The organism is Paraburkholderia sp. SOS3, from assembly GCF_001922345.1.
Taxonomy (GTDB): Bacteria; Pseudomonadota; Gammaproteobacteria; order Burkholderiales; family Burkholderiaceae; genus Paraburkholderia.
The window spans coordinates 2315478-2331905 of the sequence record NZ_CP018812.1 but is presented as its reverse complement, the minus strand read 5'-3'; the positions used below and the strand labels follow the sequence as shown (position 1 = coordinate 2331905).

Sequence of the window (16428 nt, the reverse complement as noted above, 5' to 3'; positions counted from 1 at the left end):
GATCTTATGGGAACCAGGTCATAGCAGCTATCTCGCCCGCTCTATGGCTTGTCCGCCAGGATTGGCCAATACTGCATTCAGCGAAGCAGCGCTCGGGTACCCCGTCGTTGTCGAGACGCGGCGATCCTGCACGCAACGATATGTCATGCGAAACAATGTGAAGTTCGCATGACGCGAACCTGGCCATCCACCTTGCTGAGGTATTAGAAATGGAAAAGAAAATTGCCATCGTGACTGGCGCGAGCCGCGGTATCGGGCGTGCCACGGCGATTCGTCTTGCGCAAGACTTTGGCGGCGTCGCGATCGCGGCACGCGACGCGGAACTGCTGAAGGCGACGGCGAGAGACGTCGTCGCGGCCGGCGCGGAATCGCTCGATATCTGCATCGATCTGCGCGAGCCGATCGCCGCCGAAGCCGTGGTTGCGAAGACGCTCGACCGGTTCGGTCGAATCGACGCGGTGGTCAACATCGCCGGTGCTGTACCGCAAATCGACGTGCTCGAAATGACCGACGAACAATGGGACGACGGATTTGCACTGAAGCTGCACGGCGCGAGAAGGCTTGCAATTCACGCGTGGGATGCGCTGAAGGCAACGCGCGGTGCGGTTATTTTTACGTCCGGCAATTCGGCCGAAGCGCCCAAATCGGGCTTTGCCGCCGTTGCGACCGTTAATGCGGCGATCGTCGCCATGGCGAAGGCGTTTGCGGATCGCGGCATTGGCGACGGCATACGCGTAAATAGCGTGCTTCCAGGCCCCGTGATGACCGATCGGCGCCGCTCGTATATGGAAAAGTATGCGGCTTCTCACGGTATGACAGTGGAAGAGGCGCTCGACAAATTCCCGGGGCTAGCCGGCATCACGCGCTATGGCAAGCCCGACGATATCGCGGAGCTGATGGCGTTCATGTTGTCCCCAGCGGGTGAATGGCTGATCGGCGCGGCGTTGCGGATGGATGGCGGCGAAGTGAAGGGCCTTTGAAAGAGGGAGCGTCGAAGCCAGCCAGATTGACGTTTAGCTGTCGCGACGGTCGAATCGCGAATGTTTCGTCGTTCGTGTTGGCTTTCGACGCCAGTACCGAGAGAGCCGAAGGTATGAAATGAATGGGAAAACTAACAAAGACAATACCATTCTGATTCGCCGCAATCGGACAGTTGTGAGCATCGGTCATTTGTGTGTCGCCGTCGAATAGAGTTTGAGATCGCCTGTCGGTCCGCATCACCGTTATGCAGCGGTGAGGACACGGCATGTGAGGCATGCTTTCCCGCGGTAGCGTTTTCGTGGGCTTATCTCTGTTCCTCCAAGGCCTCGCTCCGTTATCTCCCGTTATTGCACGACGAGGTATGAGTGGCAGGTATGAGCGCGCGCTCATACCTGAAGAGCAGACCTGAATCTTCCTGTTGAGATGAGCCGTCGACCTATGCTAAAGAAATCATGCGCATGGGAGTGATTCATTATGAGAGTAACTTGTCAAGTGTGGTGTTAGAAGTTACAGTCACGGTTCATTTTTGTGGAGGATTCAATGGCTTCGCCATTGGCATCAGTACGCGCTCAGGACGCGGTGCTCGAATTCCTGAATACCGTCGTACCGCGGAATGGTCAGTTGCTGGATCTTTTTCAATCCGACAGCGATGTGCTTGCCTGGCTCGAAGGAGCGGGGCTGCTCGATATGATCGAGATGCGTGGTGACGGTCTCTATTGCGATCTTGCATTAGAGGCGCGGCAGTTGAGGGAGGACGTGCGTCAACTGGTATTGCAGAAAAAGCTGGGACAGTGCGTGGACGCCGAACTGCTCAATCGGGTGTTGAGCGCCGGCAGCTATCAAATCGAGCTCGCGGAGGATGGCGAAGGCAATTTGAACGCGTTATACCGGTTTCCGGCGCAATCGGCGATGCAGGTGCTCGTGCCTGTCGCGATCGCGGCAGCGCAACTGCTCGCTCGCGGAGATTTCCTGCTGATTCGTCAGTGCGAATCGCCAGACTGTCCGCTATGGTTTTACGACAGAACGAAATCGCACAGGCGGCGCTGGTGCAACATGACGATTTGCGGGAACCGCCAGAAAGCGGCTCGTTTTCGCACGCGATTACTGTGTGGCGGCCTCGTCGAATAATGAATGAGCGAGCTCGAAACCGCGGAGGATGAAGGCGTCAGGCGATTCCGGCGCCGGCGCGGCCTTTGCGGCGCGCGCGATACGCGGCCACCTTGCGGCGATTGCCGCACCTCGCCATGCTGCACCAGCGACGCCGGTGAGCCTTGGTTCGATCGTAGAACCATAGCGAGCATGTATCGGACTCGCATTTCCTGATTAGGGCGAAGTCTCCGGCGGCCAGCAGTTCGGCTGCCGCGCTGGCGATTTGCGCAAGAAACTGTTCAGGTGTCGAATGCTCGTATTCGTGCATGAGTTGTAGCTGGCCGTTCGATTGTCTGACCAGAGTGAGCCGATAGCGGCCTTGTGCCAGGCATGCGTTCAGCGATCCGACTTGCACTTTCTCTCCTGCTTTGCGCTCGAACAGTGCCTTTCTGATCGCTTCTCCAAGCGCATGTGCGGCGTTGACCAATGCGCCGTCCGCAAATAGCGGCAGCTTTCTCGTGCCGATAAGCCGATGCGCCTGCATCCAATCGATAACATGCTGGTCGCTGGCGAAATATTCGTGCAAGTGCGTATCTTCGGCGGAAGACGTATTGAGAAAATCAAGCACCATATCGTCGGATAGCGTCAGGAATTGGGCGGGCATAGGGGTTCTCCGGGACAGATCACCCATGAAGCGTAACTACTGAATGAAAATATGACAAGTTACTAAAAGCCGCTTCGCGGAAGTGCGGAGTGCGGACAGAGAGCGCGGTATGGCGGAGGCGGGGAGGGTGATGAAGGGCGCCGGCGTTTGACGGCCGGCACCAGATCCGAGGTGTAGCGGTAGCAGGGAGCTAGTGCGACCGGGGCACCGGTTGGCTCGACGGCTCGCTGCCGCTCATGCCACGCCTTGCTGTCCGGATGCGGCGCTGCGCTTCAGTGCCCACGAACATAGCGCGAACAGCACGAGCGCTGCAAAGAAGAACACGCACGACACCCAAGGCAGATTCGACGTCGCAATGCCGTGTCGAATCAACAGTGCGCTTGCGGCCGATCCGATGGCGCCGCCGAGGTACATCGTCGAGTTGTTCAAGGCGAGCACAAGCGGCCCGTGCTGTGGCGAGATCGAAAGGAGCCGGCTTTGCTGTGCGGGGAACAGGAACCACATGTTCATGCCGAAAATCGCAATCGAGCACGCATTGGCGACCATCGACGACCCGGCAAGACCAAGCCACACGAGGTTCGCAATCTGGATGACGAGCGCGACGGCGACGACGCGCTGCGATCCGATCCGGTCGCTTAGCTTGCCGCCGATATGGTTGCCCGCGATGCATCCCACGCCGAGCGCACCATAAATGGCGCTGAGTTCTTCCTTTGTCATGCCGCGCTCGGTCATTGCGGCGCCCAGATACGTATATAGCGAAAACATTGCCACGTACCAGACGAGCGAGGGCGTCATGCCGAGCAGTACCTCGCGATTGGCCAGGGGCGCAAAGCGGGCAGCGAGACCGGGCGCTTGCGCTGCGGCCGGCGCATCGATTTGCGGCAAACGCATCGCGAGGCCCGCGGCGCCGATTAGCGTGAGCGCGGTGACAAACCAGAAGCTGCTGGGCCAGCCGAAGCGGTTGCCGATGTAGGCGCCGATCGGCACACCCACGACGAGCGAGATCGTGATGCCCGACAAGGCCGCGGCCAGCGCGACGCCCCTTCGATCCGCTCTCGCGAGCGTTGCGGCGAGTCCGTAACCGGCCGGCGAGAACACGCTGGCGGCGAAAGCCGCGACGATGCGCGTGCCGATCAGGAATGCGTAGGTTGGAGACAGCGCGGACGCCGCGTTGGCGGCGGCGAACGCCGTCAGCGATATAACGACTAGCGGTTTGCGCGGGATATGCGCCGTTAGCCCCGCGAGCACCGGTGCGCATACTGCATAGAACAGCGCGTAAGAGCTGACGACCTGGCCCGCAGCGGGCACGCTGACGTCGAGGCTTTGCGCGAGCGACGGCAAAATGCCTGAAACGACGTTGAAATCCGTGCCGATGGCGAAAAAGGCAAGCGCCAACAGCCATACGCGGCGATCGAACGCGGGTGTTTCCGTGACTTGAGCCATGCTGTTCCCAGGACTGAGCGGAGCGTTTGACATATGGGGTGCTCCCGTTAAAACACGTTGCCGTGTATCAAGTGCCAAACGGGCGAACACCCCGTCCTATTCCGGGACGAATGGAATTGCAAAGCGAGCTGGCTAATCGCTGCCATCGCTTGTATTGTCGGCCGCCTTTGTTCCGGTGGCAGAATGTCCACTTACCTTTCGTGAGACGAAACGGCTGCACCCGATCACAGCGCGTCGTGAAAGATCACGCCGACGGTGTGCCGATACCCCGAACGAAGGCGGCTGACCCCATGCCGCAAATTCACGCGATAGATGCCGCGCGTGCCCTGCACGGGCCGGCTGTTCACGGTAAAGATGACGGCATCGCCCTTGTTGAGCGTTACCACTTCCGCGCGCGACTGCATACGCGGTCGCTGCTCGGTTATCACGAATTCGCCGCCCGTGAAGTCCTTGCCGGGTTCCGAGAGCAGAATTGCCGCCTGAATCGGAAATACATGCTCGCCATAGAGGTCTTGGTGCAGACAGTTGTAGTCGCCGGCCTTGTATCGAAGCAGCAGCGGCGTCGGCCGCGTCTGCCCGGCACGATGACAGCGCTCGATGAAGTCGCGATGCAATGACGGATAGCGCACGCCGATTCGCAGTGCCTCGTTCCAGCGATTCGCGACGGCGACGAGGTGAGGGTAGAGCGCGCCGCGCAGGGTGCCGACGATGTCGGGCAGCGGGTAGGCGAAATATTTGTATTCGCCGCGCCCAAAGCCGTGCCGCTCCATGACGACGCGCGAGCGGAAGATAGCGTCTTGCATGTAAAGTCCCGCGAGCCGATCGCACTCTTGCGGGTCCAGAAGGCCCGCGGCGGTCGCGCAGCCGAAGCTGTCGAGCTCGTCTTCGATGCGCGGCCAGTCAAGCGACGCGACGCGTTCGTCGACGGGCCGGTCCGGCAAAACGCTTGCCCCCGCGTCAGTGGCGTGCCGTGCCCCGTGCATGGCGATTTTCATCTTCAATCCCTCGTATCGTTGTGCAGCCTTTCAATGTCGAAAGACTAGCTTACCGATGCCGTGAGGCACGCGCACTCCGGGTCTTGCGGTCTGATCCGGCACGAGCAGTTCGGTCGATATGGCGCCAGTAGCGCCCGTCGTGACGGCGGTTCAGCTGATTGTGGTGACACAGCGCCTGCGCGTGCCGTTACAGCGTGCTTTTGTAGAGCCCTTACGTTCCGAGAGTCGGGGCAGCGTCAGCCGTTCGTCCTCACGCCGGAACGCAAACAGGATCGAGGCCGCGTGATCGAACACATCGATGCCGCTCGCTATGACGCCGTGCGGCACGCGCGCGCTCTCGCGTGTCTTCGGGTGCAACGAGGCGGATGGGAAGTAGTGGCCGGCGCTTCACGGCGTCGATCAGGAGAATGATCTGGAATCCACAGTATCGGGCGCGCATGCGTTGAAGAGAAACCGACACGCCGTGGCGTTTCGCCGGCGAGGTCACGTGCGTTTGGGCGCGTTGCCCGTTCTCCACGTCCACCAGTTCCAGTTCTTGTCCGGGTTGGTATCGGCGTAATCGGGCCAAAGGTTCGAATCGCGCTGTCTCGATAGCAAGCCGACCCGGCTCCAGCCGCTGTCCCACGCATACATGGACTGCGTGTAGAACGGAGCCGTCTCGCCCTGGTTGAAATACTCGAGCGTGTAACCCTGCCAGATGCGGTCGTAGGGAAACTTCGCTGCGATTGCCGATCCCGCGGCAGCACCGGCCGCGCCTCCGAGGTATGCGCCGGCCGGGTTGCCGCCGCTGCCGACAAAGCCGATGACGGCGCCGCCCAGCGCTGCGCCGCCCACCGCCATGGCCGTCTCGAATCCGGTCAGGTCACTCGCGGCCAGCGTCGGCTGATGCGCGGTGATGACGGCCTTGCTGCCGTCGGGAAAATCGAACTGCCGGACGTGCGGGTTGCCGCCCACCGGTTCGCCGTAACGAAAAAACCGGCCCTGCGTATTCCAGCTTGCGCTGCTTGCCGCATACGCACTCTGGTATCCGTCGGGTTTGCCCGCCGGTGCGCTGTCGGCGAACGGGAAGAACGATACCTCGCCGTCGTGGAAGCGCACGCGCTCGAGATCGTCCGGTTCCATATCCGCAAGCACCGAGGCGTTATGGGTCGCGCTGCCCGCTGCGCCCGGCGGGTCCAGTTCATGAAAATCGGCACTCGCGTCGTGCGCATCGCTGATGTTTTCCAGGCGCTCGAAAAACGAGTGCTCATGTGCGCCATTGCGCTGCGCCGCTTCGAGGAGCCCGGTCCAGTTGGCTTGCAGGTGATACGCGACGCGAGCCGGATCGCCGTAGCCGCGGAATGTCGGCAGCGCCCAACCCATCTCGCCGGCTATACGTCGCGCAATGATCTCGGTCGGCCCCAGGTGACTGCCCTGTGAACTTGCGGGGGGATCGTCCGCGCCGGTCAGATGATGGGTGATCTCGTGCATCAATACGGCTTGCCAGGCCTGCGAAGCGGGTGTGTCCGGGTTCGGCGCCACGCCGAGATTCACATAGGGTCCAATGTTTCTCCATGCGCGATTCGCGTCGGATTCCGCAGTGACCGGCAGCGGATTCGTTCCATGCGACTGCAGGTAGGAAATCGTCATGCTGCCGATCGGTGTCATGGCACCCAGGTAGGTAGCGTTGTGGATGTATTCGTTCCTGAAGGTGAGGTTGTCGAAGCGTCCGCCGTTGCGGGCGAAGCTGTAACTGACCACCGAACGGAAAGTCGGCGACCGGTTCATCGCGTCGAGCAAGGTGTTGCCGATCATGTCGGCCGTTTGCCGATCGGCCAGTCGCGGGCGGCTCGCCGAAATAGAACGCAGGATGCCGATGCGCGCGGAAAACATCTGTTCCTCGGTCATGGGTGCCTGGGAGCCGGCACGCAGCACGTAATCCGCGAACGCATCGGATGTCCTGGTGGGGATGCTTGGGTCGTCGCGCCTCGCTCGCGGCGGTTGCCGTAACGCATGGTTCGTCTGCGCTGCGCGGCTGCTTCTGTCTTGCGTGATTTTTGTGTGCGGCGGGGCGTCGGCAAAGCTGGATGAGGTCGGCCAAGGGCTCGATCCCGTGATAGTTGTGTTCATTTTTAAATATGGATAACGAAATGTGAGTCACGACGGGACGATGGATTTCGTCCGCGCGCGGCGCGGCATGAGTGCGCCTTGCTCATCTTCCCGCGCATCGCGCGCAGCGGGTAATGGACAAACCTGTTAGTTCGCCGAGCGAGCGCGGCCTGGCCTCGCGTGAATTGTTTAATTGTTTTTAAAAGGCCTCACCTGAGTTCATTAGCGCGGCTCGTAAATAAGATGAAAGAAATTTAAAGGATCTGGTAGAGGCGACGTATTTCCGCCGCTTAACCGTTGGATAACAAAGGCAGACAAGACTATGACAAACCGGTGACCACAACGGGTTCACCTGGATGAATACTTTTCTTTCTCAAATATTACTAAACGTGTATGAAAGCCTTTCTACACGTAATTTTCGTCCCGGTCACCAAGAAAAGACGACTGGGCCGGTCGCCTGAATGCGCATGCTGCATACACACCGGCCGGACATTGGCCGTCTCGCCGGAACCCCTTGCCGGTGAAGGCTTGGCGCGGGAACGCCCGGCGCATCTGAAAATTCCATTCCATCTCTGGTTACTGCATAACGTGTACCGGTGGATTAACAACGAAAGAAATAACTTCGTATTTCGCATCTGTTCTTCGCGTTGAAATCTTTACGATGAAATGAACACCGGATCATAGCGCCCCGGGGAATAGCGCTCTCAATGGCGCCTCAATCACTTCGACGTCCGCTTTCGACCGGCTGTGCCGAATGGGGCGAAAGAAAGCCACGCGTAGTAAAACCAGAAGAAGGGAATCACGATGCGCGAACGCATTGGGCATTTATCGGGGCTCACGGGCCGGCTTGCACTTCTTTGGCTATTGCTGGTATTCGCCGCGACACACGCTGTCGCGGGCGTCGTCGTACCGGCATCCAATCGTCTCGACATCAATCTTGGCGAGACACCCTGGCGGTACATCAAGGACAGCGACAACGCTCTCTATTCGACGCAAACGTTTGACGACTCCAGCTGGGCCTTCAAAGGCGTGCCGCAGTCGCCATCCGATAACGACACGTTCATCAACGAACAGTCGGGCGGCGGCGAGGGCGAGCTGACCGGCAACATCACCTGGTACCGCAAGCACTTCAAGATCGATTCCTCGTTCCAGAATCGCAAGGTGCTGATCGAGTTCCAGGGCGCGCATGTCGGTGCGCAGGTGTACATCAACGGCAACCTGATTCACGGCAACAGCGCGATCAACCCGAACGCGACGCACGTGGTCGGTTTCATCCCGTTTATCGTCGATGCGACTCCGTACCTCGATTTCAACGGCGGGGATAACGTGATCGCCGTGAAGGTCGCGCGCAACGACACGTTCTTTCAGGCGCCGGGCTTCAGCACCGCGTTTCGCTTCGGCCAGAGCGACTCTGGTCTGTTTCGGCCGGTGATCATGCACATCACGGACCGCCTGCACATTCCCGAGAACGTCTACTCGGTGCTGCAGACGTGGGGTACCTATGTCGCGACGACGGCAGCGAGTCCGTCCTCGGCCACGATCCAGGTGCAGACGAACGTGCTTAACGAGTACTCGACCGACCAGCCCGTGACGCTGACGACGCAGATCGTCGATGCGAACGGTGTGGTCGTCGCGCGCGACGAGCAGACCAATAACGTGGCTGCCAACGCGCCGCCGGGTCTGAACCCGACGACGTTCACGCAGATCATGACGGTCAAGAACCCGACGCTCTGGTATCCGAACAATGATCCGAACGGCGGTCCGTACCTGTACCACGTGATCCACACGATCAGCGTGAACGGCACGGTGGTCGACGCAAAGGAAACGCCGCTCGGTATCCGCACGCTCACGTGGGACAAGAATTTCCCGATCTTCAACGGGCACGCGCGCTATCTATGGGGCGCGTCGGGGCGTTACGACTTCCCGGCGCTTGGATCGGCCGTGCCGGAAGCGCTGCAATGGCGCGATCTGAGCTTGCTCGCGCAGGCGGGCGGCGCACTGTACCGTCCGGGTCACTCGTCGCAAGCTCCCGGCTGGCTCGACGGTTCGGACGCATACGGCATCATGATGTTGCAGCCGAGCGGCGACGGCGAGGGCGGCTTCGGTTCGCTGTGCCAGACGGAGGATAAGACCGGCTGTCTCGAGACGCCGAACGACGTCGCGCTGAAGAAAGAACTGCATCGCGACATGATCATCAACGGCCGCAACCACCCGTCGGTGCTCGCGTGGGAAGCGAACAACGGCGCGATGGTCACCTCGCTCGCGCAGGATCTCGCGCAGATCGCGCAGACCTGGGATCCGGTCAACACGCGCGTTCAGGCCGACCGTACGCCGAATCCGGCGAACGGCGGGCTGCTCGGCTGTAGCGGCGACGGCTGCGACATCGGCGTGAAGCGCGACTTCCCCGATACGCCATCGGTCGGCTCCGAATACTGGGGTAACGGCGTTGGCCGCGCGAAGTACGACTTCGAGCTTGCGTTTGCCGCGCCATACGTGAACAACTGGGTGCAGAGCGTGGCGATCCAGTCGATGGGTATCGCACACTGGTATCTTGCGGACACGCCGGGCGAAATCGTCGACCAGGTCGACGGTACGCTGAATTCCGAAGTGCGCGGCAACGGCGCATCGATGATGGACCAGAACCGCCTGCCGCGCCTGCTGTACTACATCTACGAAGCGGCCTGGACGCCGTTCGATCGCAAACCGGTCGTTAAACTCGCGCACACGTGGAACCGCTCGGGTCTCGTGACCGTGAATGCGTTCAGTAACTGTCCGCAGGTCGGCCTTATGCTCAACGGACAGCCGGTCGGCGCGCCGCAGGTGCCGAATCCGACGTCTTCGGATTCGAGCGCGAATCTGACGCAGAGTACGACGCTGCTGCCCGGGCAGGTGCACTGGGATAACGTGCAGTTTCAGGCGGGCACGCTCGTGGCCCAGTGTCTGAACGACCGGCAGGAAGTGGTCGCGCAGGATCAGCTCGTGACTGCCGGCGCAGCCGACCACATCGTGCTGAGCGCCGAACCGCAACTCGTGAAGCCGGACGGTACGCAGTTCGAAATGAAGGCGAACGGCTCGGATGCTGAAATCATCCATGTTGCCGTGGTCGACAGGAACGGCATCGTGGTACCCGATGCGAACCAGGAAATCACGTTCAATGTGAGCGGGGCGGCAGGCGAGTACCGCGGCGGAAGCGATCACTACGTATCGGACGGCCAGGATCTGCATTTCCACTCGCCGGGCTGGCCGAGCCTCTACGCCGAGGGCGGCCAGACGCAAATCGTCGTCAGGAGCACGTTTACTCCGGGCACGGTGACCGTCACGGCGAGCTCGCCGAACCTCGGCAGCGGCACGGTGAGCTTCGACGTCGCGCCGACGGGCAGCGCGCAAACGTTTGACGGCAAGGATCTGCTCATCGGTGCGCAGCAGGCATCGGGACTGCAGATCATCAACCAGCCGCTCGACCAGAAGTCGACCGTCGGTCTCACGGCGACCTTCAACGTGCTCGCCGCGAGCGCGACGCCGCTGCACTTCCAGTGGATGAAGAACAACACGCCGATTCAGGGCGCCACGGGCTTCAGCTATACGACGCCGACGCTGCAGGCGAGCGACGACCAGTCGAGCTATTCGGTCGCGGTCAGCAACGGCACCGACAGTCAGACGTCGAATCCGGCCACGCTTACCGTGGTGCAGCCGTCGATGCCGAAGATCGTCGCGCAGCCGGTGCCGCAGTCCGTCACGGTCGGTCTGACCGCGGAATTCGACGTGATCGCGGACGGCTCGCCCGTGCTCAGCTATCAGTGGATGAAAAACGGCGCAGCGATCCAGGGCGAGACGCGTCCGACCTATATCACGCCGGTCACGACGCTTGCCGATAACAACACGGCCTACAGCGTGCTCGTGAAGAACAGCGCGGGCCAGGTGACGTCGAACAGCGCGTCGCTGACGGTCGGTCAGGGCACGTTCCCGAGCATCCTGATCCCGCCGCGCAGCCAGAGCGTGACGCTCGGCCAGAACGTGACGTTCAGCGTCAGCGCGAGCGGCTCGGACCCGCTCACCTACCAGTGGAAGCACGACGGCACGGTGGTCGGCACGAACAGCAAGAGCCTCGTGATCACGTCGGCGACCGATAGCGATAACGGCGACTATACGGTCACTGTCAGCAACGGCGCTGGCAGCGTGACCGCCGGTCCGGTCACGCTGAGCGTGAGCGGCGGCGGCGCGACGAACCTCGCGATCGGCGCGACGGCGACCTCGAGCAGCGTCGAGAACGACGGTCTAGGACCGAAGTTCGTCAACGACGGCAGCTTCGCGACGCGCTGGTCGTCGCAGGCCGGCGTGGACCCGCAGTGGATCCAGCTCGACCTCGGCACCGTGCGCACGTTCGACCAGATCGTGCTCGCGTGGGAAAACGCGTACGCCGATCAGTACGAAATCCAGGTATCGAACGATACGGGCGACAACAAACAATGGACGTCGATTCACACACAGTCCGCGGGTACGGGCGGCACGGAAACGATCCCGCTGCGCAGCACGTCGGCGCGTTTCGTGCGCATGCTCGGTGAGCATCGCCATACGGATTTCGGTTATTCGCTGTTCGAGTTCGGCGTCTACGATGTGCCGCAATGCGATGCGCAAAGCAACACCGAGCGCTTCACGCCGATTCCGGCGAAGTCGGGCACCTATGTGCCGCCGTCGGATCTGTCGCAACTCGGTTCGGGCCCGTTCGTGCCGACCGTGCGCGACAACGTGAGCGGCCAGACGTGGCAGCAGTTCTCGACGACGTTCCGCCAGCAAGGCGCGCAGTTCACGCAGGATCTCGCAGCCGAGTACTGCAACTCGATCGGCATGCGTCTGCCGACGCAGGCCGAGGCATTGACGATCGCTCGCGCGAACTACGCACAATGTGCATTCCCGTTGCCGTGGACCACGTGGACGACGACCGACGTGCAGTCGACGCCGGGCGACGCATTTATCGTCGACTCGCAAGGCAACGCGACGTTCGGCATCAAGAACAACACGCCGGGCGCTTCGCTGTGCGTGGCGGGTCCGTCGATCGTGGCGCCGGTCATCATCGCGCAGCCGGCTAACCAGTCGGCCGCCGAAGGCACGTCCGCGCAGTTCACGGTCGGCATCGATCCGAAGAGCGTCGGGCCGTTCAGCTACCAGTGGTTCGAGAACGGCAAGCCGGTCGCGATCACGACGATTCCGACCTTCGTCACGGCGCCGACGGTGGCGTCAACCGACAACGGCGCGACGATCTCGGTGATCGTCAGCAATGGCGGCGGCAGCGCGTCGAGCGGCACTGCGACGTTGACCGTCACGGCAGCCGCTAACGGCGGTGATGGCGGCAATGGCGGTAACGGTGGAAATGGAGGCAACGGCGGAAACGGCGGAAACGGCGGCACCCCGCCGGCTCCTTCGGCCAACCTCGCGCTCGGCAAGCAGGTCACCGCGAGCGGTATCGAGAACGACGGCTACCAGCCGCAGCAGGCGGTGGACGGCAACGACGGTACGCGCTGGTCGTCGGCCTTCGCCGATCCGCAGTGGATCAAGGTCGATCTCGGTTCGGCCCAGACCTTCGATCGAGTCGTGCTGCAGTGGCAGGATTCGTTCGCGGTCGACTATCAGATCCAGGTGTCGAACGACGGCAGCGACGACGATTCGAGCTGGACGCCGGTGTATACGGAAACGGGCGGCAAGGGCGGCACGGAAGACGTGCGCTTCAAGGCCACCACGGCTCGCTATGTGCGGATGCACGGCACGAAGCGCGCCACGCAGTTCGGCTACTCGCTGTTCGAGTTCGGTGTGTACAACACGGCGAATACGCCGCAGTTCGCAATCACGGCAACCTCGACCGGCAGCGGTACGATCACGCCGGCCGGCACGACGCAGGTGTTGCAGGGCGGTCCGGTGACCTACACGTTCACGCCGGCTGACGGCAATGCGGTGACGGCTGTGCAGGTGGACGGCCAGAACGTCGGTCTCGTGAGCAGCTATACGTTCAACGACGTGTTGATGCCGCATACGGTGAACGTGACGTTCGGCCCGAGTGCAGGTGCGGTGAATCTCGCGCTTGGTGCGAAGGCGACCGCGAGCGGCCTCGAGAACGACGGATATCCGGCGTCGAATGCAGTGGACGGCAATCTGAACACGCGCTGGTCGTCGGCCTTTATCGACCCGTCGTGGATCACGCTCGACTTCGGTACGCAGCGCACGTTCAACCGCGTGATGCTGTTCTGGGAAAACGCGCACTCCGTCAAGTACCAGATCCAGACGTCGAACGATGGCAACAACTGGACGCCGGTGTTCACGCAGGACGACGGCAAGGGCGGCGTCGAGGACATTTCGTTTGCGACCGTCACGGCCCGTTACGTGCGGATGAACAGCACGCAACGCAGCAGTGACTACGGCAACTCGCTGTTCGAGTTCGAAGTGTTCAATATACCGACGACCGGCGACGCCGGCGGCAACACCGGCAGCAGCACCGGCGGCGCAACCGATCCGGGCACCGGCTCGAACAACACCGGCAGCAGCACGGGCGGCAATACCGGCAGCAACAACAACACGAATCCGGTGCAAGCGACGAACGGCAATCTCGCGCTCGGCAAGCTCGCGACGGCGAGCGGCACGCAGGGTGACGGCTACCCCGCGTCCGCCGCGGTCGACGGCGATCTGAACTCGCGCTGGTCGTCGGACTTCAACGACAACGCATGGCTCGAAGTCGATCTGGGTCAGGCACAGCTGTTCAACCGCATCGTGCTGCGTTGGGAAAACGCATACGGCTCGGCTTATCAGCTGCAGGCGTCGAACGACGACAGGACGTGGACGCCGGTATTCACGCAGAACGCGGGCAAGGGCGGCACCGAAGACCTGACGGTACCGGCTACGACCGCGCGCTACGTGCGCATGCAAGGTGTGAAACGTGCGTCGCAGTATGGTTACTCGTTGTTCGAATTCGAGGTCTATAACAACGCGACCACGCCGAAGGTGGCGATTACCGCGAGCGGCGACGCGAACGGTACGCTGAGCCCGTCAGGCACCGTCAATATCGACGCAGGCGCCACCCAGACGTTCACGGCAGTGCCGGCGCAAGGCTACGGTGTCGGTGCGATGTTCGTCGACGGCCAGGAAGTCGGCGTGCAGTCGACTTACACGTTCACGAATGTGACCGGCTCGCACACGATCAGCGTGAACTTCGTGCCGCAAGCCGCGAGCGTGAACCTCGCGTTGCACAGGACGGCGACGGCGAGCAGCCTCGAAAACGACGGGCTGCCCGCGTCGGCAGCGGTCGACGGCGACCTGACGACGCGCTTCTCGTCGGGGTTCTCCGATCCGCAGTGGCTCGAAGTCGATCTCGGCACGGCACAGACGTTCGATCGTGCGGTGATCAACTGGCAGGATGCGCATGCGACCGCGTACCAGATCCAGACGTCCAGCGACAACCAGAACTGGACGCCCGTGTTCACGCAGAACGAAGGCAAAGGCGGTGTCGAAGATCTGAAGTTCGCGGCTGCGACCGCACGCTACGTGCGCATCGACATGACGCAGCGCTCGACGCAGTACGGCGACTCGATCTTCGAATTCCAGCTGTACAACAGCGGTGCCACGACGAGCGCGCCGGTCGCTGCCTTTATCGAGCAGCCGGCGAGCCAGACCGTGCCGGTCGGCCAGAACGGCCACTTCGCGGTCCTGCCGTCGGGCAACGGTCCGTTCACGTATCAGTGGCGCCGTAACGCCACGCCGATCGCAAACGCGACGAGCCGCACGTACGACACGCCGGTCACGACGGCCGGCGACAGCGGCGCGGTGTACAGCGTCGTCGTGACCGGCCCGAACGGTCCGGTGACGTCGAACGACGCGACGTTGACGGTGAACAGTGCGTTCCCGAACTACACGGTGACGCCGGGCTTCGTCGGCGTCGATCTCGCGAACAACACGAACGGCGCGTATCCGGACGACAAGGTGTATGTGCTCGTGATCGCGCGCGACCCGGCGACGGGCCAGTTCGCGTGGCTCAAGCCGGACGGCACGATTGTGGCGTCGGCCGTGTCGGACAACGATGCGCCGAATCACCTGACGGGACCGGACGGACAGAACTACGCGAACTATGCGTTCACGCTCGCGCAGAGCAAGACGCTGCAATTGCCGAAGCTGTTCTCGGGCCGCATTTACGTGTCGCTGGGCAGCCCGGTGTTCCTGAAGATCCTGACCGATGCGAACAATCAGATCGGTTTCGCCGGCCCGAATCCGCAGAACCCGACCGACCCGAACCTGAACGTGAACTTCGACTGGTATGAGTTCACGTACAACGATTCGGGCCTGTGGCTCAACACGACGCAGGTCGACGAGTTCGGCTTCCCGCTGACCGAAGACGTGTACGGCTCGAATCACACGTTCCACCAGCAGACCGGTATCACGCAGCGTCGCGCGGATCTGTTCGCCGCGTACGCAAGCGAAGTGTCGTCCGCGTTCCAGCCGCAGCCGGCGTCGCAGTTCCGCATCATGGCGCCGGCCAAGGGCAGCTTCGCGGCCGGCCAGCCGAACGGCAACTACTTCGACGCGTATGTGAGCGAGGTCTGGAAGTACTACTCGTCGAACAGCCTCGTGTTGAACATGTTCGGCAATAGCCGTCAGTTCGTCGGCAAGGTGCAGGGCGACCAGCTCGTGTTCAGCGAAACGAACCTGAACAACGGCGCGTTCGTCGGCGGCACGTACGTCGTCAACAAGCCGACCACGCAGGACGTGCTGCAGGGCAGCGGTGCGCTCGCAACCGGCAATTCGACGGAGCTGGCGATCGAGGCGCAACTGTGCGCGGCGTTGAATCGCCACGTAGCGGAAGACGTCAGCAAGTGGGCGAACCCGGCCGCGTGGTATGCAGCTTCGCCGTCGAACGAGTACGCGCGGTTCTTCCACGACCACGGCATCAGCGGACTCGACTACGGCTTCGCGTATGACGACGTGAACGATGCGAGCTCGACGATCGTCGCGCCGCAGCCGGAGCATGTGGTGCTCGGCATCGGTTTCTGAGCACGCAATCAGTAAAGCGAAAGGGCGCCCGCATCCGCGGGCGCATCGAGGAGAGTATCGATGTGGCGGCATGGCATGAGTAGCACGGCGGTGATGCGCAGCCCGCAGGCAGGGCAAACGCGGTGCGTCGCACAGCGGCAC

At 62.0% G+C, this 16428-nt stretch carries 7 protein-coding genes; 3 read left to right on the top strand and 4 right to left on the bottom strand.

What is annotated here, in order from left to right:
• The first annotated feature begins 209 nt into the window (after positions 1 to 209).
• Both BTO02_RS30505 and BTO02_RS30500 read left to right on the top strand, forming a co-directional pair.
• Positions 210 to 980, top strand: coding sequence for an SDR family oxidoreductase (locus BTO02_RS30505; RefSeq protein WP_075160733.1), 771 nt, complete (start codon positions 210 to 212; stop codon positions 978 to 980).
• Positions 981 to 1509: 529 nt separating this feature from the next.
• Positions 1510 to 2109 (top strand): CGNR zinc finger domain-containing protein, encoded by a 600-nt coding sequence (locus BTO02_RS30500; RefSeq protein ID WP_198039288.1) that lies wholly within the window; start codon positions 1510 to 1512, stop codon positions 2107 to 2109.
• Positions 2110 to 2146: 37 nt separating this feature from the next.
• Here the strand turns inward: BTO02_RS30500 and BTO02_RS30495 are convergent, their stop codons facing one another.
• The 4 genes from BTO02_RS30495 to BTO02_RS30475 all read right to left on the bottom strand — a co-directional run bounded on the left by BTO02_RS30495 (position 2147) and on the right by BTO02_RS30475 (position 7281).
• On the bottom strand, positions 2147 to 2734 hold the full coding sequence (locus BTO02_RS30495) for a CGNR zinc finger domain-containing protein (RefSeq protein ID WP_075160731.1): 588 nt from the start codon (positions 2732 to 2734) through the stop codon (positions 2147 to 2149).
• 234 nt (positions 2735 to 2968) lie between these two features.
• Positions 2969 to 4177 (bottom strand): MFS transporter, encoded by a 1209-nt coding sequence (locus tag BTO02_RS30490; RefSeq protein WP_075160730.1) that lies wholly within the window; start codon positions 4175 to 4177, stop codon positions 2969 to 2971.
• Between the two features lie 224 nt (positions 4178 to 4401).
• Positions 4402 to 5160 (bottom strand): 2OG-Fe(II) oxygenase, encoded by a 759-nt coding sequence (locus BTO02_RS30485; RefSeq protein WP_075161546.1) that lies wholly within the window; start codon positions 5158 to 5160, stop codon positions 4402 to 4404.
• Between the two features lie 495 nt (positions 5161 to 5655).
• Positions 5656 to 7281, bottom strand: coding sequence for a M85 family metallopeptidase (locus BTO02_RS30475; protein ID WP_156884031.1), 1626 nt, complete (start codon positions 7279 to 7281; stop codon positions 5656 to 5658).
• Positions 7282 to 8064: 783 nt separating this feature from the next.
• On the opposite strand from BTO02_RS30475, the gene BTO02_RS30470 reads away from it, so the two are divergent.
• Positions 8065 to 16287 (top strand): glycoside hydrolase family 2, encoded by an 8223-nt coding sequence (locus tag BTO02_RS30470; protein ID WP_075160728.1) that lies wholly within the window; start codon positions 8065 to 8067, stop codon positions 16285 to 16287.
• Positions 16288 to 16428: the final 141 nt, after the last annotated feature.